Below are 19,891 nucleotides of genomic sequence, written 5' to 3'. Positions count from 1 at the left end.
TCGTTACCGTGACCTAGAACATGAAGGCAACGACTAATCCCCACGTCGATCTCGTTCGGCCCAGCCGGGACGGTGATCAGTTTCACTACGCGTGGGCGGCCCGGCGCACGCTGGCAATGCTGCCGCCCGACGCGGCGCTAGTCGCGGTTTCGATTGAAGGGGTTACACCGGGCGAAGGCGAGCAGGTGTCCGCCGGTCTCGATGCGATCGATGTGGCGGAGTATGTAGGTAGCACCGATCTCGCGTCCGCGGCGCGCGTCACGTACCTGCAGCTTAAGCATTCGACCCGCCAGGCGGATGAGCCTTGGCAGGTGAGCGGCCTCAAGCCGACCGTCGCCAAGTTTGCCCAGCGCTATGCGGCCTTGGTCGCGCGCTTCGGACGGGAAGACGTCGCTAAACGGTTTTTCTTCGCCTTTGAGACGAACCGACCGATCGCGAAGGCCATACTCGATGCGCTCGCCGCCATCGCGGCAAACGAGCCGGGCTCGGGAGAAACGAGCTTCGCAAGGGCGACTGGGCTGACCGGCGACCTCTTGCGCGGCTTCGTTGCTCAACTGGCGCTCAACGCACACACACCCGATTATCTCGAACAACGCCGGCTGCTCGGTGCTGACCTGTCAGCCTACTTGCCAGACAACGACCGGGACGCGCCGTTACAGCTGAAGGACCTGATCACCCGCAAGGCCACGTCGGAATTCGCCAGCAATCCGATCATTACGCGGCACAACGTGCTGCAAGCGATCGGCGTCACCGGCGACGAACTGTATCCGGCGCCCTCGCTCATCGAGGTGCCGGCCGCATTGGTCGAGCGCGAGCAACTGCCGGGCCTTGTCGCTCAGGTCGTCGCAAAGCGAAGCCCAGTGATTATCCAGGCCGACGGGGGCATCGGCAAGTCCGTGGTGGCGACGCAGATCGGCGAGCACATGCCGGCCGGCAGCGTCACCTTGGTTTATGACTGTTTTGGTAACGGCGCTTACCGCAGCCTAACCGGTCGCCGGCACCATCCTAGAGAGGGATTCGTCCAGCTCGCCAATGAGCTGGCCGCGCTGACGCTCTGCGATTCATTGATCCCCACGGCCAAGGCGGACCCGAAGGCCTATGCCCGCGCTTTTGCCGCGAGGTTGGAGCAAGCGAGCGTGAGCTTGCGAGAACGCGATCGGGGAGCGCTGCTATGCCTCGTAATCGACGCGGCCGACAACGCCGAGACGGAGGCGCGGGAGGCAGGCGACCAAGCCAGCTTCGCCCGAACGCTGTTGCGCGAGCCGCTGCCGGAGAATGTCCGGCTGGTGCTGACCTCGCGCACACACCGCGTCCACCTGCTCGACCCACCGCCCGCGGCGCGCAAGATCGACCTGCTGCCCTTTTCGGAGTCGGAAACGGCGAGGAACCTGCGCGCCGACTATCCCGCCGCATCGGACCGCGATGTCGAGGAGTTCCACCGGCTGACCTCCTCCAACCCGCGCGTGCAGGCGACCGCTCTTGCCGCCGCCGTCGACCTACCAGCCGTTCTCGCCGGGTTGGGACCAGAGCCGCTGACGGTGCAGGACACCATCGCCCGCCTACTCGCCGCTGCAGTGGCGAAGGCCCGGGACGACGCGCCGAAGCTCGAACAACCCCAGGTTGATCGCGTCTGTGAGGCGCTCGCCACCTTGCGGCCATTTGTGCCGCTGGCGGTTGTCGCCCGAACGGCGGCAGTGCCTGAGAGCCTGGTGACCAGCCTCGCCAACGATCTCGGCCGGCCGCTGCTGGTACGGGACGGCGCCGTGCAGTTCAGGGACGAGCCAACGGAGACCTGGTTTCGCGAACAATTTCGCCCGTCGGCGGCGAGTCTCGCCGACTTCGTCGCTCGGCTGCTGCCGCTCGCGCCGACGAGTGCATACGTCGCCGCGACCCTGCCGCAGCTGATGCTGGAGGCAGGTCAGTTCGACGCGCTTGTGCGGCTGACGCTGGAAGGCGGCGCGCTGCCGCAGGACGATCCGGTAGCGCGGCGTGACGTGGAGCTGCAGCGGCTCCGCTTCGCGCTACAGGCCGCGTTGCGTGACCGACGATACGAAGCCGCCGCCAAGCTCTGCCTCAAGGCGGGTGGCGAGGTAGCCGCGGGGGAGCGCCAAGAAAAGCTGATTGCCGCCAATACGGACCTAGGCGCCTTCTTTCTCGATACCGAGCGCATGGCGGAGCAGGTCAGTCGCCGGCAGATCAGCGGCGGTGGCTGGACTGGCTCCGAACACGCTTATGAGGCGGCATTCCTATCCGGAAGCTCCGCGCTCGCCGGCGACGCGCGGAGCCGGTTGCGCATCGCCTATGGCTGGCTGGATCATTGGAGCCGTTCGAAAGATGAGGATGGGCGGCGGGCCGAACAGGTCGAGATCGCTGACATTGCCGAGCTCGCGCTGGCGGAGCTGAACCTGCACGGGGCCGGGGCGAGCGCCCGGCAATTGCGAAGGTGGAGCCCGCGTGACCTGTCGTTCAGGGTCGGTCGCATCCTGACGACGCGGCTGATTGACGCCGCGCGGTTCGGTGATGTCGATGCGCTCGCGGTGGCGGCCGACAACGACATCGGGCTATTGCTCGCGATCACGCTGGAACTCGCCGCCGTGGGACGGGTGTCGCCGCCCGCCGTCGTCCGGCGCGCCGTCGCGCTGGTGGGGCGGCTCCACGGCAAGCTCAAATTCGATAACGGTTGGCACGGAGGCGAGCCGCTGATCGCCGCCGTGGCGGCGTTGGTGAGCGCCGCCGCTCAGCATCGGTTGCTGCCACGCCGCACGCTGGCGAGCATTCTCGGCTGCTACCTTCCCGCTCGGCCATCCCGCGCGCTGAGCGGCGACGGGAGTACGTTTGGTGAGGCTCGGACAGACCTGCTGCGGGCCTATGCGCTGCGAGCGGCGCTGGCTGGCCGCGAACTCCGGCTCCATAGCCTTGCTTCGCCGGAAATCCGCAAGGCATTGGCCAAGAAGCATCAGCATCACGAGCAGGCGCAACGCTTCCGCGAAAACGTGGGTGCGCTGCTGCCTTGGGCACAACTCTGGGCAGACGTGACGCTAGGGCGCGTTCCGTCCGCAGGGGTGGGGCAAAAGCTATCGGAGACGCTTGCAGCCTCCGCCAAAGCTGAAGGTATATCCTACCGCGAGGAGTCGGCGACCGCGAACGAAGTCGCCGCATGGTGGGGAGAGGTAATCCTCGCCAGTGGAACCGGGGCGACGGAATGGGCTATCTTCGACGCGTGGCGAGCCAAGCTGCGCAAGCCACTATTCATCCCGACCTTGCTCGGCCTCGCACGCCGAGCGGCGCGCACGGCCGGCGAGGAGCGGCGCGCTCTCGACCTTGGGCGCGCGGCGTTCGACCTTGCAGAGGGCGAGCGCGAGGACGCGGAGCTGAAGACAGATACACTGATCCGGATCGCCCGTGCGGTGTTGCCGGTCAGCGCTTCGGAAGCGAAAGCGCTGTTCGATCGGGCCGTCGAGGCGTCGGGAAAGATCGGCTCGGAGAATCTCGCGCGCTGGCAGGCGGTGCTGCACCTAGGCGAGGCCGCCGCGCGGGACGGCGGTGATGACCCTAGACTCGCCTACCGCTTGGCACGAGCGGCCGAGCTTACCTACCATTACGTTGTCCGCGACAAGCATTTCGAGTGGGAACATACCGCCGAGACGCTGGCGGACCTGTCACCGTCGTCGGCGCTTGCGGTCCTCAGCCGCTGGCTCGACCGCCTGTTCGGGCGAGAGGCGAGGCTGCTTCCGGTGGTGATCGACCGACTCGTCGGCCGCGGCCAGCTCGATCCGGGCACCGCGCTCGCCTTGCTGCCCATGAAGTGCTGGTGGAAGCCGGACCGGCTGCTTGAAGCCGCCTTGGCCGCCGAACCCGGCCCTAGCCGTCGAGCGAACGTACCGGCTTTTCTGATGCAGTATCAGCGGTTCTCGACCGACACAAAGCGGTTGCGCAGGATCAACGCTACGCTGCAGGCGAACGGCATCGACCTTCCCGAAGCCGCGGAGGCGCTGCGCCGGGCGGAATCAATCGAAGAGAATAAGCCGCGCAGTCGCGAGGAACGCTGGACGCCCTCGCTCAAGGAGACCGCGCGCGACTGGGACGGCATCTTCGCCGGGCTTTCGCTTACCTCTGCCTCTGACCTTGTAGCAGCAAACTCTCGCTTCCGGTCAGGCGAGTCGCCATATTGGAACGAAGAGTTCAATCGTCAGGCGATCGCGCGCGTCCGCGCCGGCGACGAGGCCGCATTCCTTGATGCGTTTGGGTCGAACCCTTCACTGGGCTTGCTGGACGTGCGCGGGCTGCTGGAGGTGCTGCCGGACGCCTGGACGCAACGGCTATCTGTCCGCCCCGCGCTGCAGCGGCTGCTGAGGACGGTATGTCGGCAGGATGCGGCCAGCGTGTCGGCAGATCGGCATTACGAGCGGTTGCCATGGAGTCGTGCGCTGGAGGTCAGCGGGTTGGGCACCCGCGAGCTGATGGGCGAGGCGATAGAGGCGATGGCCGCTACGGCCGTCCCGCACGACGCTGATGGCCTGTTCAGGCTCGCCGGCATCCTGTCGCACCAGCTTGACGCGAGCCAGGCCGGGGCAGCGCTCAGGTTCGGCCTTGATCTGTTCGAGCCTTCGCTGGAGCCGAGCGACGGCGATGGGCCGTGGTCGCCGCAGCTCCGCCCGCCCCCGGACGTAGAAGCGTCCGTCGCCGGCTACCTTTGGGCGGCGCTGGCATCGCCGGTTGCGGAAAGGAGGTGGGAGGCGGCCCATGCCGTGCGAGGCCTGTGCCGGTTGCGGCGCGACGCCGTGCTGCAGGCTTTGGTTGTGATGGCGGGCGCGGGCGAGGGAGGCGCTTTCGCCGATGCGGCGCTCCGGTTCTACGACCAGCATGGGCTGCTCTGGCTGTTGGTCGCGCTGGCGCGCGCCGCGGAGGAGAGCGGCCCCGCTGTCGCAACCCACGCCGCCTTTCTGCGCCGTTATGCCCGGCGTGATCACCCCCATGTTCTGCAGCGCGGCTTCGCGGCCCGCGCGCTTCTCTCGCTTGGCACCCAAAGGCTTGTTGACGTGAGCGAGGCGGAGGCGGAGGCGCTCCGGACGGTCAATGTGTCTCGCCTGCCGCCGCTCGGGAAGGAGCGGCAGACGTTCAAGGGTACCGGTCTTCTGCGCGGGTACGATGAAAAGCGGTTCTCGTTCGGGATCGACATCGGACCTTACTGGCTGGCGCCGCTCGGCCGCGCCTTCAGTCTGGACGTGGAGCGGATCGAGGAGGAAGCGGAGAAGGTCATCCACCACGATTGGGGCCTGGGCGACAACGGTCGATGGGACCGGGACGAGCGTGCGCGTCGGCACTACTTCGATCGCGCCACTCGGCATTCGCACGGCAGCACGCCCAAGGTGGACGATCTGCAATTCTACCTTTCCTATCACGCCATGATGACCGTCGCCGGAAAGCTCCTCGAGACGGAGCCGGCGATCCCCGAGTCGGACGATAGCTGGTCCAGCTTCCCGGAATGGCTGCGGGGACACGATCTGAGCCGTCGCGATGGCCTATGGCTTGCGGATCGTCGCGATCCGCCCCCCATCGACGTTTTGGCACTTCCGGCAACCGAGGATGCAGATTGGCCGCGGTCGGTTCATGTCGACGAGGCGTTCCGGTTGCTGACGCAGCCCGATGGCGCGCTGGTCGTATCCGGCTATTGGACGAGCTACTCCGGTGAGCGCGAACAGGTCGTGAGTGTCAGCAGCGCGCTGGCGTCGCCTGATCGGTCGGAGGCGCTGATGCGCGCGCTGAAAACCGCAGGTGACCCGCACGATTACAAGGTGCCCGACTTTGGGGACAGTCTCGAGATCGACCGGCCCGGCTTCGTGTTCAAGGGTTGGGTGCAGGACGGCTCCGACGAGCGCGCACTCGATGAACACGATTGGTGGGCGGCCGGTATCGGCCCGCGCGTTCTCGCTCCAGCTGCGCCGTTCGCGAGCAACCTCCATCTCGCGCCCGATAGAAGCGAACGAGTCTGGGCGGACAGCGTCGGGCGAGCGCAGCTGCGCTCGCAAACATGGAGCGAAGGGCTCGACGACGAGGATGGGAGTCGAAACGGCCAAGGTCGCCGGTTGATCGCGACGCCGGAACTGCTGGAGGCGTTGATGCGGTTCGCCGGCCTAGACTTGGTCGTGGAGGTCAGCTTGCAGCGCAGACTCGTTAAGTCCCGCTACGCACGCGAAAGGGAAGGTGAAATTGCCCGAAAGGTCACGGAGGTCGTCCTCTTCCGCCCAGGGCGCGAGCCCTGGCGCGTTCCCTTCGATCCTCGACCTCGGCCAAGCGCTGGTCGCCGAACTCGGGCTCGACGCGTCCACTGATACGCTCGGGCGGTGGATGGCGCACTACATCGCTGAACTGATGGAAGCGGCGCGAACTGCCCCGCCAGAGAGCCGGAACGTCGCCGAGGATCGTTGCGCGGCGGCGATCCTGGAGTTGTGGGACCACCGGGCTGGTTTGTCGAATAGGCGCGTCCCGATGGAGCTGGGCTCCGTCACGGAGGTGTTGCACCGCCTTGACCCCGCGAGGTCGCAGCCGGTTTATTTCCTCAGTTCATGGCGGGAGATGAGCAGCGAGGCTGCGAGCGGGAATATGGGCGAGACCTCACAGCGCTGGCTCCGCGTCGCAGAGCAGGTCGACCAAACTGCGCGCATCATGATTGTGTCCGCGCTGGGCAAAGCGGCGGAAACGGAGGCCGATCGCGCAAAGCACTGGGTCAAGCTCGCCGAGGCGGCAGGTGCCGACGGCGGGCCTGACATTCAACTGATTAGGCGCTTGATCGTCCTCACCGCACACGATCGAGGCGACAATGCTGCCGAGATTGAGGAGCTTAAGGACCGGTTGGCCAAGCTTGATGGTTTGCGAAGAGCCGCTGACGCAATCGAGTCAGAATGGCGCACAGAATTGTCGCAGCTGGAGGCAGAAACTGCTGCCGTATCGGCTGCGAGCGACGATGAAGCAGATTAGGCGATCCCTGCTCAGCGCTTCAGCGGGCGGCGCTTTCGCCCGTCCTTTGCCGGTCCGATCGATCGCACCCGCTTCCGCTGGCGCTCCGCCTCCGCGTTCACCTCGGCCCAGTCGCTCTGCAGCATGTTGGGTGCCGGCACGGTCTCGCATCTGGCGGACGCGATCACGCCGCGACGTCTGTAAGTCAGCACCAATACCAAGGCTTCGGAGGCCTGTAGAACCAAACAACTCGCCTGCGCCTTCAGTCTGAGTTCGTCCGGTGCTGGCTCCGCACCAGCGCGGCACAACCATACCTGCAGCAGATCGTCACCACTCAGGTCGAAGCGACGCCTGGGATAATTTCGGAGGGTCGGCTCAAGCCGCTCGACGTAGCCCGCAACATCCTCGCAACCAGGAATACCATAGTCGCGAAGGTGCCGATCCACCTTGAGCCAACCGTTGGGGCGGCGCTCGTCGAGGACGCGGAGGATCTCAGCAACTTTGGCAGGATAAGTTTGGGTGGGAACCGGCTTGCTCTCCCAATCCTCACCCTCGAAATGGCGGTCGACGATATCACTGAACTCTGACCACGTGACCTGGTGCGCTTCCTTAAGCTGATCTCGGATACGCAGGTCGAAGCGGTTGTCGCGTATGTATGCGCCGAGGTGGTCGACCTCGTCGAACAGCATGGCGGCTCGTATCGCGGCGATCTGCTGCCGCACGCTAAGGTAGTGGAGCAGTTCACCGGTGGTGGGCAGAAAGCGGGAAAGTACGAAGAGGTCGTCGACCGACATCGAGACGAAAGGGTGTTTACCCTGGATCGGGTCAACGCCCGGCAGCTCCTTCGCCATGGCCGAGAAAGGGGTGAACGCTTCGACGGTCAAGCCGATTGGAAGCACGACCGGGTAATCAGCGCTGCGCAGGCGGCGCACCTCTACGTACTGACCCTCCGACAACTCGAACAGCGGGACTTCACGCTCGCTCGCGAGGTATTCAACGAAGCGCCGGCACTGGCCGTAGGCCTTGAGGAGAAGTTCCCCGATCGCCCGCTCGTGGCTGGCATAGCTGGTTGCGGGCGACTGCATCGGCTGGTTGCCGGCCTTTGCCTCCACGACGATCAGGTGGTCAGCCACAAGGATGACGCGATCGGCTTCCACCCAGCGGCCTGTGCCGACCTCGCGGTAATGGACAGATCGCAGCACCTCTGCGTCGGCGAGCTGTTGGGCGAAGATCGAGGGGAAGGCGTCTTCTACGACGATCGCCTGCCGCTTGAGCCACTCGTCGCGGTAAGGAAGCCGCTTCCACAGGCCGCGCTGGATGGCGCGGTAGGCCGTATCGCGCACGAACTGTCCGTCGGTGGCGTAAACATCGCCGCCGAGCACGATGCCGGGCTTCACGCGCGCGGGCAGTGTTCGAAGCGGGGTGCCCGCAAACGCGCCCTGTGCATAGAACTCATCATTCTCGCCCGGCATCCAAGCGAGATCTTCGAGCAGGCTGCGCGGAAGGCGGCTGTGCCGGCTCAAGTTGCAGATGCCGCCGAAAAGCATGTCCCTGATCAGGTCCTACGTGCTGGTGCGGGAAATCAGGGTCCTCCGCGCTCATCTGCTCAAGCACCGCGCCCATGTCGTCGCCCGTCTCGTCGATCGCCGCTTGCACTCGCTCCATGCTTGCCTGCAGTCCCTCGACCGCATTGCTCACCCCCATGCGCAGTGCGTCAGCGATCGCCTGGATGCCAGCTGCGACGTCGACGGCGCCGACGCCATAGGCTTGGCGAAGGGCGTCGTCATGCGGCGCAAGGACGTAGCGGAAGAACTCCCCCTCCAACACCTGGTAGCGGTTCCCGCGGATCAGCGTCCATGTCGACTTGGAGTGGAACTCCAGGTCGGCCACGCCTGGTTCGCGCGCCGGATTGCTGGCCGAGTTGGCCATGCAGTAGCGCCAAGTAGCGTTCTGCAACTGTTCGAGGTCGAGAAAAGCTCGCCTGCCTTTACTTCATCCAGCGGCGCGGTTTCGGCGACCGTGGGTGCATGGCAGCTCCAGACGGCGTGCAGGTACTCGAGCGCCAACTGGAAATCTTTTATGGTTTCCTTATTCGGATGGCTGTCGGCCTGTTCGGAGGCGGGCATCATCATGGCCATGTGGAAGTGGCCCATGACGAAGCCCAGCAGCTGGATGGGGGGCTGCGCCAGCACGAGATTGCGGATTTCCGCCGCTAGCTCCTCCATCTCCAGTCGTGCAGCGTCTGCGATGCGCAGGAGCTTTTCGCGATCGAACCCGTCCTCCCCGGGAATGAGGGCGCTGGCAAAGTCCTGAAATGTGCCTCCCGGATCCGGACTTGGTACCCCCCTCATCCCTTGTCCTCTGATAGCTCTAGCTATTGGATGAGCTCGCTAGATTGCCCGCTGATCCGTCCGCCCGAATGATCACGTCCAGGCGTAGCACAGATCCTTGCGCCAGAGCACGTGCTCGACACCGTGGCGCATCGCGTAGGCGGCCGCGAGGCAGACCGCGTGGAGGTGGAAAATGCGGAGATTCTCTACCACCGACGTCACCTCCGGTTCGCTGCCCGGCCGCTCGCGGACGATCGCGATATGCGACACGTCGTTGGCCTCGTCCTGCCCGATCAGTTCGGTCAGCGCGACCATGTAGCGGGGTGGCACGATCCGAGTCCTGTCCGCCGAGCGCGCCCGCTCGATGATGAGCTTTACCTGCCCCTCGAACAGGTGGTGCGCGTACTCGGTAACGGAGCTCACCAGATCGAACGGCACCTCGCCGCCGGTCCAGGCAAGCCAGCCGTCGATGGTCACGGGGATTGTTAAGACCGGCTTCAAAGCCGTGGCGGTAGCTAGCGCCTCGTCTCGCCGCTTCAACCACGCCTCGTACGTCTCGCCTAGGTCCGATTCCCAAGGCGCAAGCTCGGTCAGCTCGGACCACTCGGACCGCGTGAGCTCTGGGTAAATAATGGCCACGGTGGGGCACACGTCTATGCCGGTCGAATTAGCGCGTGGACGGCCGCGGATGAAGAACTCGGACGACTTGCCCATTGGCGGCGCAGGCTTCACGAACCGCTTGCCGTCCAGGTCGAAGAAGGTGTCCAGCACGGCACCCTTCGTCATCTCCGGCCCGGGCCGCTCGGTGATGGCGGCCGTCATCACGCGCGTGGCGTAGCCGTTGAATGCCTCCCGGAGCTCCTCGTACTCGCGAAAGGGCCGGTCTACTGCAACGGGCACGTAAGTCATCGGCCACAGGAACACACTCTCGAAGCCGTCCCCGTGCTGGTAACAACCTGCCACCACGACGCCGTCGATCTCTCGGGTGTCGTTGCGGGCTCGCCGCCCGACCAGCGCCACGATCTCGTCGTGGTCCAACGCAGTGTTGGCGTTGTTAACGATCATCAGGATCGAGCGATCGGTGTCCGGATGCTCCGTCCGGGATTGACGCAGCTGCTTCCTGGCACTGGCGACGGCGCTCTTGAAGGTGTTTTCGAAGGCGCGATCGTACGCCCTGCGTCCAGCTTCATCCAACCGCTCACGGTCCAGCACAACCACCGGGCGCTCCGGGTCGAGCGGTACGAACAGATCGGCGAGCCGGCGCTGGCGCTCCTTCTTGCTCAATCCTTCATCTTCTAGGATCTTGAGCTCGACCACGCTCCGCCCGATGATGTAGTCGGCGTTTCGCTCGGAGCGCCGGTCGTGGTCCGGATGCGCGCGCTGGCCGCCTGCGGCCTCGACGATGCCGTCGATCACCGCCTCCGTCAGCGGATGTATGCGGCACTCAGGAAACGGTGACAAGGTAGCGCTCCTGCTCAGTCGATATCGATAGCGGTATCCACGGCGGCCGTGCGCCACATCAGCGCCTCCGCCTGCTCGGCCGTCAACCCATATACGAAAGCCACTCTTGGGAGATCCCCGACGGGAGAGCGTAGGACAAGGTTACGCCGTTATCGGCGCACGCGACTGCAGCCTTCGCCTGAAGCGCGGCCTAACGAAGGGCTAGCGCAAATCCGAACCCGCGCTTACCCGCCAGGCGCCCAAATGAATGAATGGCGGATAAGCGCGGCCGGCGCTCCAAAGTGGACTGGCTGCTTTCCATCACGCTGCCTCTTTATCGCATAACGGAGCGGCAGCTTCTGGGACCGGGCTTACGCGGCTAAGGTGGGACGACTTAGACGCAAAGCAGCCCCGCCTTTGTGCACTCTATCCTACGCCAGAGCACTCCCACTTATCGAAGTGGCTTTACATCATCTTGAGAGCGCGCGCAGATCGGTCCTGCGAGAGACAAATGGAGTAGGCCAGCACAATGGGAGTAAAAAACGTACGAGAGCAGCAATTAAGCGACGGCGAAAACCACCGCCAAAACTACGCTATTGCCACCGTTTGTATCCGTCACTCCCACTCAATCGTCCAAACTACATTTAAGCCGTTGAAATCGCAGTAAAAATTTTCCGCCAACATCGGAAATTCCGACGCATAGGTCGTCAAAAAGTTACGATGTTGATTTTAAAGGGAAAATCGTCCGAAAATTTTTTTGAGGATTTCAGCGACTATCGACGTCGATCGCCTGTTCCGACCTCTGGCAGGCCCTTCTGCCGGGCGCTTGTGAGACCATAAAATACCCGTCATCCATCGATGGTCAAGCGTCAGCCGACTGATACAAATCCTCGGCTTCCAGCCACTGAGGTTCGAGGATCTGTATCAGTCGATGGGACCATTTCAGTTTGACATGGATCGATTTTGCGAACCTAGGGGACGCCAATTTCCATATTTTTAAACTGGCGGCCGGTTTGAGAATGTGCTAAAAAGCTCACCATGAGCAAGCAAAAAACAGGGAAGCTAAACCAGCTTGAGCGCCTCCTGCCGGAGGGCCTGCTCGTCGACTCCGCTTGGCTTTCCAGTCGTGGCTACTCCACGTCCTTGCGCACCAAATATGTCGCCTCCGGCTGGCTCGAACAGCCGGCACGCCGGGTCTATCGGCGCCCCCGCGGACAGCTGAGCTGGCAGCAGGCCGTCATCTCCCTCCAGACGCTCCTCGGCTATCGCCTTGCCGTCGGTGGCCGAACGGCGCTCGAACTGCAGGGCTATGCCCACTATCTCTCGCAAGGCAGTTCCGAGGTCCACCTTCACGGGCCGGCAAAACCGCCGAACTGGCTTGCCACGCTGCCGCTTGAGGAGCGGTTCGTCTACCGCAACAGCGTGCCGCTCTTCGGGAGCGACCTTGAGGAGGCTACCTTCCCTCCCCTCGTTCCGGATCACGCCGGCATGCGCGACGAGCGATCTTTCCAGGACGCCGGATTGCGCTCGCTTGCCTGGGGACAATGGGATTGGCCGCTGACGGTTTCGGCACCTGAACGTGCGATCCTCGAGCTTCTCGACGAACTGCCCGATCATGAAAGCTTCCATCAGGTCGACGTGCTGATGGAGGGACTGAGCGATCTTGCTCCGCGGCGGCTGCAGAAGCTGCTTGTCCGCTGCCGAAGCGTGAAGGTGAAGCGCCTCTTCTTCTTCTTTGCCGATCGGCATCGCCACGCATGGCTCAAGCGCGTCGAACGTGCAGCGGTCGACCTGGGCTCGGGCAAGCGCATGCTGGTCAAGGAAGGGAAGTTCGATCCCGCTTATCAGATCACCGTGCCGAAAGAGCTGGGCGAGGCACGCTGATGGCTTTTGCTGATGCCTACCGCAACCAGGTTGCACTCCTGATCCGCACGCTGCCTTCCGTCGCAGCGGAAGAGTGTTTCGCGATGAAGGGCGGCACGGCCATCAATCTCTTTATCCGCGACCTGCCTCGGCTCTCGGTCGATATCGACCTCACCTATCTGCCCGTTCAGGATCGTGCGACCTCGCTGGCTGCGATCGATGTGGCGATGCTGCGCATCGCCGAGCGCATCACTGAAGCCGTTCGTGGCGCCCGCGTCGCACCTTCGCGCTCGCGCGAGAATGTCGTCACCAAGCTCGTAGTGCGAAGCGACGGTGCGCAGATCAAGATCGAGGTCACTCCGGTCCTGCGAGGCTGCGTGTTCGAGCCGGAGATGCGTCCCGTCTCGCCCAGCGTCGAAGACGCGTTCGGTTTTGCGGAAATGCGGATCGTCTCCTTCCCCGACCTCTATGCCGGGAAAATCGTCGCCGCGCTCGACCGGCAGCATCCGCGCGACCTGTTCGATGTACGCGATCTCCTGGCGAACGAAGGCATCGACGAGGCGCTGCGCCGGGCCTTTCTCGTCTATCTTATCAGCCACGACCGCCCCATGGCCGAGGTGCTGGCTGTGCGGCGCAAGGACATCAAGGCTGAGTTCGAGCGCGGCTTCGTCGGCATGACGCGCCAACCGGTCGAGCTCGATAATCTTCTGGCGGCGCGTGAAGCCCTGACCGGCGCAATCGTGCGCTCGATGCCCGATGCCCACCGCCAATTCCTGCTGGCATTCGAACGGGGCGAGCCCGATTGGTCCACTATCGGCTTGGATGCCGGCGCCGATCTGCCGGCTGTGCGATGGCGGCAGCAGAATCTCGACAGCTTGAGCGCCGAGAAGCGGAAAGCGTTGGTAAAACAGCTCGAAGAGATTCTGGCGAGATAAGGAAACGATGTCAGATTTGGCCGGCAACTGGACTGATGAGCAGAACGACGCGATCGTCGCGGACTATTTCGCGATGCTCGCCGATGACATCGCCGGATGCCCCTACAGCAAGGCTGAACATAACCGGAAGCTGCAAGCGGTGATCGGCCGGCCACGCGGTTCGATCGAATACAAGCACCAGAACATCAGCGCAGTGCTCAAGGGACTCGGGGAGGACTGGATACCTGGCTACAAACCCGCTTTCAATTTCCAGGCCTCACTCGTTGACGCGGTCGTGCGCTGGCTCGAGCGACACCCGGATTGGCTCGCGCGAGTGGAAACTGGCACGTCGTCATTGGCGCTTCGGGAGGAAGCGATCCTGTGGATCGGTCCACCGCCGACGCAGAGCAATGCGCCTCCCCCTGACGAGCTCGAGCAGATGACCGCCATAGCCCGGAAATATGACGTCGCCGAGCGCGACGCGCGCAATTGGGCGCTCGGCCGCGCCGGCGAAGAGCGTGTCCTCGCCCACGAGCGCGCCAGCCTGCTCGCTGCCGGCCGGACCGATCTAGCTGAGCGGATCCGATGGGTCTCGCATGTCGATGGCGACGGCGCTGGCTATGACATCCGGAGCTTCGATATGGATGGCAGCGATCGGCTGATCGAAGTGAAGACGACCAACGGCTGGGAACGCACGCCGTTTCACATCACGCGCAATGAGCTGGCCGTTGCCGAAGCTCGTCGCAACGATTGGCGGCTGGTGCGGTTGTGGAACTTTGCGCGTGAGCCGCGGGCGTTCGAGATTCACCCGCCGCTGGAGGCGCATGTGTCGCTAATGGCAACCAGCTATCAGGCAAGCTTCCTGTAATGGCCGAGATAGAACTACGACCTTCGGGGGCCTAGGTGCAGAAGGGGATCATAGCCATCGTAGGATTCTGTGTCCGTTGGACGAAGCCTGTCTTTCGCCGGGCCAATACACTCACCGAGCTTGATGTCATGCACGGACTCATGCAAGAACAATAAGTGAACGACTGCCGACGCGTGAAAAGCGCTTCAGCCCCGGAACATGGACTGTCGATGGGATTAGTGAGGAAGGTTTGAGCGGTTCTAGTCCGGCTTCGACGGGCCCGGCGGGTCCTCGGTTCGAGGGCCAGGTTGGCGCTCATTACCTCCTCACGATGCTCGCCCATTCCGAGCCTCGCGGCCTTCCTGGTACGTCTATCGATCGTGTTGCATTTCAGCGTGGCGATGACGGCTTCCCGCTCGATGACGTCACTATCCACGCGCATGAAAATACGACGGGCCGCTTGGCAACGCTGCAAATTCAAGTCAAGCGCAACATTACGTTTTCACCGGGCGATGCAGTCTTCAAAAAGGTCGCCGGTCAGATTGCAAAGGCAATCAGGGCCTCTGATTTCTGGACCGGGCGGAATGAGCTCGCGATTGCGACAAGCCGCAGCTCCCGCAAGATCGATGGCGCATACCAAGACGTGCTCAGATGGGCACGACAGCTCGGCTCGGCCCAGACGTTCTTCGATCGCCTGAACCGGTTGGGAACCGGCAACGACGATATGCGAGCCTTCGTTGCAACGCTTCGCGATCATTTGCGTGACGCCAGGGCTCCTTATGATGATGAGACGATTTGGAAGGTGCTCGAGCGCCTTCAGATACTAATCTTCGACTATGCTGCAGTCGGCTCAGCAGCTGAAGAACTGTCGCGCGAGCGGGCTGTCCGTGTGCTGCCGCCCGAAGATGCGATGAATGCTTCGTCGCTTTGGAGCACACTCACCGACCTTTCTGAGGAAATAGCCGCAGACGGCGGCGATCGTGACCTCACACATCTCACGGCCGACCTGGTCAGCAAATCAATCCGTATCGCCGGACATCGACGTTTTACAGATGTGCGCGCAGCGATCGCCGAAGCCTCTTCGCAAGCGCTTGCTGACATGGACGACCGTATTGGCGTGACGACGCTCGCTCGAACTGAAAGGGTCGAAGCCGTGAACGAGGCCCTCGATCACGGACGCTATGTGGAAATCCGTGGTGACGCCGGCGTCGGCAAGTCGGGCGTCTTAAAACATTTCGCGGAGCTGTTCTCTGCGGAGGGCCGGATAATTGTTCTCAGTCCGGGGCGGACGCAGCCTCGCGGATGGACGACCATGCGGAACGTCCTGGGGTTCAACGGAACCGCCCGGGATCTCCTCGGCGACTTGGCGTCGGACGGTGGCGCCGCGCTGTTCATCGATAACCTCGATTCCTTCGGCGACGAAGAGCGGCGAACGGTCAACGATTTAATGCGCGCTGCCGCTGAGATCCCCGGCATCTCCGTCGTCGCGACTGCCCGCCGCAACTTCGGCGTCGAGCAACCGAGCTGGCTAGATCCCAACGCCATCAAAGCGCTGGGAGCCGCCCCACCTGTGGTAATCGAGGAACTCAACCCAGCGGAGATAGTCGAGCTCAGCGAAACGGAGCCACGTCTAGCGGAGCTGTTGGCTGATAACCACCCTGCGCGCGCAGTTGTTCGGAACCTCTATCGTTTGTCACGCCTTGCGGCTCGACCTGCGTCAGCTCCGACACCGACGAGTGAGCTCGACATGGCCGAACAATGGTGGAGTTCGGCGGATGGCGAACACGACAATGGTCACCGCGAACGCGCAAGGCTTCTTCGAGCCATTGCTGGGATAGCTCTCGAAGGCACCTTTGTTCTCGACGTAAGCAGCCAAGCGTCTGCTCCAATTGATGCGCTGGTGAAGAGCGAGACGCTTCGAGACCTAGGAAGTGACCGGGTCACCTTCCGCCACGATGTGTTGCGACAGTGGGCCATCGGGAACTTGCTTGCCACAGACGGGAATGCGTTCGAGAAACTACCGCTCGACAGGCCGGCCTCAGCGGTTCTGGCGCGGGGCGTTGAACTCGCCGCACGGTTCGCACTGGAGCGAGAAGCCAATGGCGATCGCTGGGCAGCGATCCTCGAACGGCTCTCAAAGGACAGCGTACACGGATCCTGGCGACGAGCCGCGCTGCTCGCCATTGTCCATTCGGAGACCTCGGCTAATTTGCTGGACCGGGAGGCAGCACGATTTCTCAAGAACGAAGCGGCGCTTTTACATGAGCTGATTCGGACCGTAATGGCAGTCGACGTCGAACCAGCGTCGCAGCTGCTCGTGCAACTCGGAGTGAATCCTGTCCAAAGCCCGCCAAGCATGTTCGTGCCCACGAGTGCTTCCTGGGTGCACCTGATTGTTTGGCTCCTGAAGCTCGGGGCAAAGCTGCCAGCTCAAGCGCTGAACGACGTGGCGGAACTCTATACCAACTGGATGCTGGGCAATTTCGGACAAGATCCGCTCACACCCAAGCTAGTGGCCTGGCTCCACGCTTGGCTTGTTGAACTCGAGGACAATGAAAAGCTAGGCGCTACCCCGCGGACCTATAGCGGTCAGATTGGCTACCGCGACGGGCACGGGCTAACGGACAAGTTGCGTACCGGCTTCCTTCTGTTCTCCAACAAGAGGCCGGACCTTGCAGTCGACTACCTGACCCGCGTGCGGGCGTACAAACATGATCGGGGTGTCGTCTCTAGCATCATGAAGTTCCGCGGCACGCTGGCGCGGGCAGCTCCTAAGGAGCTCGCCGCGCTGACGGTTGAAAGGTTGACTAACGAGCGCAAGGAGGAGCGGAACCTCTACCATCTGCGGGAATACGAGGAACCCTTCCAGTTTCTCGACCATGACTTTCTCCCGGCGGCGCCTGCTCAGGGACCCTTCCTCGAACTGCTGACACACGCACCCGCTGAGGGACTCGCACTGGTTCGAAAACTTGTTGACCACGCGATCCAATTTACAGTGCGAGGGCGTGACCCGGGAGACAACGGCTTTCGCATTCGCTTCGATGATGGCGAGCGGTTTTTTCCGTGGACCGGCACTTATCGGTGGTCACGCGGTGAGAGCAATCATTATGCGCTCGGCTCCGGCCTCATGGCGCTGGAAGCCTGGGCTCATCAACGCATTGAGGCGGGCGAAGACTTCGATGCTGTCCTAAACGATGTGCTCGGCCCACCAGGCACTTCGGCCGCCTTCGTGCTCATAGCAGTCGATTTGATCATTTCGCATTGGCCCAAGTCGCAGGCCGCGGCCATCCCATTCCTCGGATGCCCAGAACTTGTAAGCTTGGATCGCACGCGGCAGACGCAGGATCAAATTGTATTCCCAGACTTCTTCGGCTTGACCCCCTTGGAGAAGGAGCCGACGGGTGCGGCAACGCGCGAGAGCTTGAAGCAGCGCCCGTCACGACGTGTACCTCTTGAGCAGCTTGTTGGCATTTACGGCACCTCGGGCCCAGAGGAACTCCGCGAAAAGCTCGAAAGACTGTTGCAGTTAGCTATTCAGTGTGTCGGCGCGCCTGAAGCGACGTCAAACTTCGCTGACCCAAGATTCATGGCGCAGTACGAACTGAACCTAGTCAATCCGAGGAACTGGCCCGAACGCAAAGTGCAGCGTGAGGACTGCACGATCGTCACAGGACGTGAATACGTCTCACCTGAGGCCGAAGCTAAACACCTGGCCGCGCTAACCGCTGGAGTGGCCTCTCGGCTTGAGGCGGAGAACGTGCGAGCGGCTCTTCTTCTCGCGATAGATGACCCTTCGCAGTCATCCGAGGAAATCGCTGCTCAAGGCGTCAGATGGGCTCAGGCGCAAGCGTCGGAGCCGGAGAGCGGGGACGATGATGAGGAGAAAGATTTCGTACGCGGTGAAGGGATAAGGGCCGCCGCGTTTGTTGCGATCCGCGACGGCAGCGATGATCTTCGCCGCAAACATGGGGCGTGGGCCGAGCAAACCCTGATGGGCGCGCTCAGTGCCTCTGACGACGTAGCCCACCGAATGCGCAGCGGGCTCAAGTTCAACCCGGTCGCCACGGCATTTGCCGGGATTGCAGAGCTCTATTGTCGGGATCCGATCCCGGATCGTCTCCGGACCCTTCTAGAGCTAGCCGCACGCGAGAGCCCGGCTGGCGCGCACGGTTTCGCCGTTACCGCAACCAAACTCGCCAATCTCGATGAACGGATTCCAAAGGCGATCCTGCGTTGCGCATTCGTGGCTGCCGTGAAGCCTGTTACGCAGTGGGATGTTAACGAGGATGAAGCGGCGCGGCGCATTGCGCTACGTGCCGCCCAGACCGCAAAGGCCGTCGATGATGAGCTCGCGTGGCTCAACGGATCCAGGGCAGAGCCAGACTGGCCGCACTTCGAAGCCGAGGGCATACGGCCAGTCCGACGTCGCCGAGGGCGTGGAATCCGCATCGGCGGACCTCCGCTTCAGCCAGAAACAGAACCCGAAGAACAGGCCGCACCTCCCGATACCTACGTCGACGAACAAGCTGCTGCCCTTTGGATCGGCGCCCTTCGGTCCTTGTTGGATGTATCCAAGCGCCCTTGGTTACGCGAGTTCGCCGCTACCTATGCGGATTTCTCTGCCACGCTAAACGGCCTAGGTCTCGAACCCGACGAAGAACTTTCACAGAAGCCTAGCCAGTGGAACGCCAACTACTATCCGCTGTTAGCGCGTACTCTCATCGGCTTATCGCAAGCCGAAATCGATGAGCTAGCTCTGAAGCGGATCATTGGGCTGCCTGACGAGTCCTTCTTCGACGTGACACCACAATTCCTGCGGGCCGTCGATGTCATCTATTTCAACGACCACTCCTTGGAGACCGAGGCGCCGCACATCCGCCAACGTTTTATCGATCGCCTGAAAGGTTCTTCCGGCTGGCATCGCCTTGTGGGCACTCGGTCCAGTTCCATCGAGATCCATCTTGGGCCGGCCCTCGGAACGATCTTCTTCAACGACTATGTCCTCAGACAAACCTCGACCTATCTCACGCCAAAAGCGCTCGCGCGGATCGATCCCTTCCTGCCACAACTCATAGACCTCCTGACCAGTGGCCCAAACTACTTTGCCGCCATTGTGACGATGGACCTGCTGGAAGTCGCCGCCCAGCCATCGCTCCTCCCGATCCTCGCTGCGGGCGGTAAAGCCTGGGTCAGCAAGTACGCCGAGGACACCGGGCTTTGGATCGAACACGGGATTGGTCGCCGCGTCTGCGCTTGGATCGATCGTGTTTTTGAGAGCTCGCCGGGGACGTTGTCGGCCGACATCCCTGAGCGGCAGGATATCGACTTTATCCTCGGCGCGTTGGTTCGTCTTGGCGTTCCTGAGGCAAGGCAGCTTGAGGCTAAACTCGCCGCGCATTGATCTATAATGGCTTTGGCAATCAACGTGACGAAGCTCGATCACCACTCGCCGAGGTTCATGGCCCAGGAGACGTTCGCAGATCAGATACACCGACCGGACGCGAGATCGAGGGCATTTGAGACGGCCACCCCGCTCGGGA

10 protein-coding genes are annotated in these 19,891 nt (G+C 62.9%); 7 read left to right on the top strand and 3 right to left on the bottom strand.

Annotation, left to right across the window (positions count from 1 at the left end; translation table 11 throughout):
* The first annotated feature begins 20 nt into the window (after positions 1-20).
* A complete protein-coding gene (locus tag AL346_RS15615) occupies positions 21-6,332 on the top strand; it encodes a hypothetical protein (RefSeq protein WP_053193837.1) in 6,312 nt (2,103 codons plus the stop codon).
* Between the two features lie 16 nt (positions 6,333-6,348).
* Positions 6,349-6,978, top strand: a complete 630-nt coding sequence (locus AL346_RS15610; RefSeq protein WP_019404582.1) for a hypothetical protein — start codon at positions 6,349-6,351, stop codon at positions 6,976-6,978.
* An 11-nt stretch (positions 6,979-6,989) separates the two neighbouring features.
* Here the strand turns inward: AL346_RS15610 and AL346_RS15605 are convergent, their stop codons facing one another.
* Positions 6,990-8,504 carry a hypothetical protein gene (locus AL346_RS15605; protein WP_156332772.1) on the bottom strand — a complete coding sequence of 505 codons (1,515 nt, stop codon included), beginning with the start codon at positions 8,502-8,504 and terminating at the stop codon, positions 6,990-6,992.
* Positions 8,413-8,886: a hypothetical protein gene (locus AL346_RS15600; protein WP_156332771.1), complete on the bottom strand. Its 474-nt coding sequence runs from the start codon at positions 8,884-8,886 to the stop codon at positions 8,413-8,415. The genes AL346_RS15605 and AL346_RS15600 overlap by 92 nt, the downstream gene beginning before the upstream one ends.
* 98 nt (positions 8,887-8,984) lie before the next feature.
* On the opposite strand from AL346_RS15600, the gene AL346_RS15595 reads away from it, so the two are divergent.
* Complete coding sequence (locus AL346_RS15595) at positions 8,985-9,173, top strand: hypothetical protein (protein ID WP_019404583.1); 189 nt, start codon at positions 8,985-8,987, stop codon at positions 9,171-9,173.
* A gap of 207 nt (positions 9,174-9,380) precedes the next feature.
* Here AL346_RS15595 and AL346_RS15590 read toward each other — a convergent pair whose 3' ends face one another.
* The gene (locus AL346_RS15590) at positions 9,381-10,703 is read right to left on the bottom strand and encodes a hypothetical protein (protein ID WP_053193834.1); all 1,323 of its coding nucleotides are present in this window, start codon (positions 10,701-10,703) and stop codon (positions 9,381-9,383) included.
* 1,062 nt (positions 10,704-11,765) lie between these two features.
* On the opposite strand from AL346_RS15590, the gene AL346_RS15585 reads away from it, so the two are divergent.
* The 4 genes from AL346_RS15585 (at position 11,766) to AL346_RS25115 (ending at position 19,752) form a co-directional block, all read left to right on the top strand.
* Positions 11,766-12,611, top strand: a complete 846-nt coding sequence (locus tag AL346_RS15585; RefSeq protein WP_026015557.1) for a type IV toxin-antitoxin system AbiEi family antitoxin domain-containing protein — start codon at positions 11,766-11,768, stop codon at positions 12,609-12,611.
* Positions 12,611-13,525 (top strand): nucleotidyl transferase AbiEii/AbiGii toxin family protein, encoded by a 915-nt coding sequence (locus tag AL346_RS15580; RefSeq protein ID WP_019404587.1) that lies wholly within the window; start codon positions 12,611-12,613, stop codon positions 13,523-13,525. The genes AL346_RS15585 and AL346_RS15580 overlap by 1 nt, the downstream gene beginning before the upstream one ends.
* Before the next feature lie 7 nt (positions 13,526-13,532).
* Entirely contained in the window at positions 13,533-14,372 is an 840-nt protein-coding gene (locus AL346_RS15575; protein ID WP_019404588.1) for a DUF3883 domain-containing protein, read from the top strand.
* A 310-nt stretch (positions 14,373-14,682) separates the two neighbouring features.
* Positions 14,683-19,752: an ATP-binding protein gene (locus tag AL346_RS25115; protein WP_156332770.1), complete on the top strand. Its 5,070-nt coding sequence runs from the start codon at positions 14,683-14,685 to the stop codon at positions 19,750-19,752.
* Positions 19,753-19,891 lie beyond the last annotated feature (139 nt).

Origin of the sequence: Chelatococcus sp. CO-6 (assembly GCF_001271345.1) — a bacterium.
In the GTDB taxonomy this organism is placed as follows: domain Bacteria; phylum Pseudomonadota; class Alphaproteobacteria; order Rhizobiales; family Beijerinckiaceae; genus Chelatococcus_A; species Chelatococcus_A caeni.
This window is presented reverse-complemented; position numbering and strand designations above follow the sequence as displayed.

Bases quoted from the DNA above. Each gene is read 5' to 3' on its own strand.
- AL346_RS15610 (WP_019404582.1), top strand. From the start codon at position 6,349: ATGGCGCACTACATCGCTGAACTGATGGAAGCGGCGCGAACTGCCCCG.
- AL346_RS15585 (WP_026015557.1), top strand. From the start codon at position 11,766: ATGAGCAAGCAAAAAACAGGGAAGCTAAACCAGCTTGAGCGCCTCCTG.
- AL346_RS15615 (WP_053193837.1), top strand. From the start codon at position 21: ATGAAGGCAACGACTAATCCCCACGTCGATCTCGTTCGGCCCAGCCGG.
- AL346_RS15595 (WP_019404583.1), top strand. From the start codon at position 8,985: ATGGCAGCTCCAGACGGCGTGCAGGTACTCGAGCGCCAACTGGAAATC.
- AL346_RS15600 (WP_156332771.1), bottom strand. From the start codon at position 8,886: ATGGCCAACTCGGCCAGCAATCCGGCGCGCGAACCAGGCGTGGCCGAC.
- AL346_RS15580 (WP_019404587.1), top strand. From the start codon at position 12,611: ATGGCTTTTGCTGATGCCTACCGCAACCAGGTTGCACTCCTGATCCGC.
- AL346_RS25115 (WP_156332770.1), top strand. From the start codon at position 14,683: ATGCTCGCCCATTCCGAGCCTCGCGGCCTTCCTGGTACGTCTATCGAT.
- AL346_RS15575 (WP_019404588.1), top strand. From the start codon at position 13,533: ATGTCAGATTTGGCCGGCAACTGGACTGATGAGCAGAACGACGCGATC.
- AL346_RS15605 (WP_156332772.1), bottom strand. From the start codon at position 8,504: ATGCTTTTCGGCGGCATCTGCAACTTGAGCCGGCACAGCCGCCTTCCG.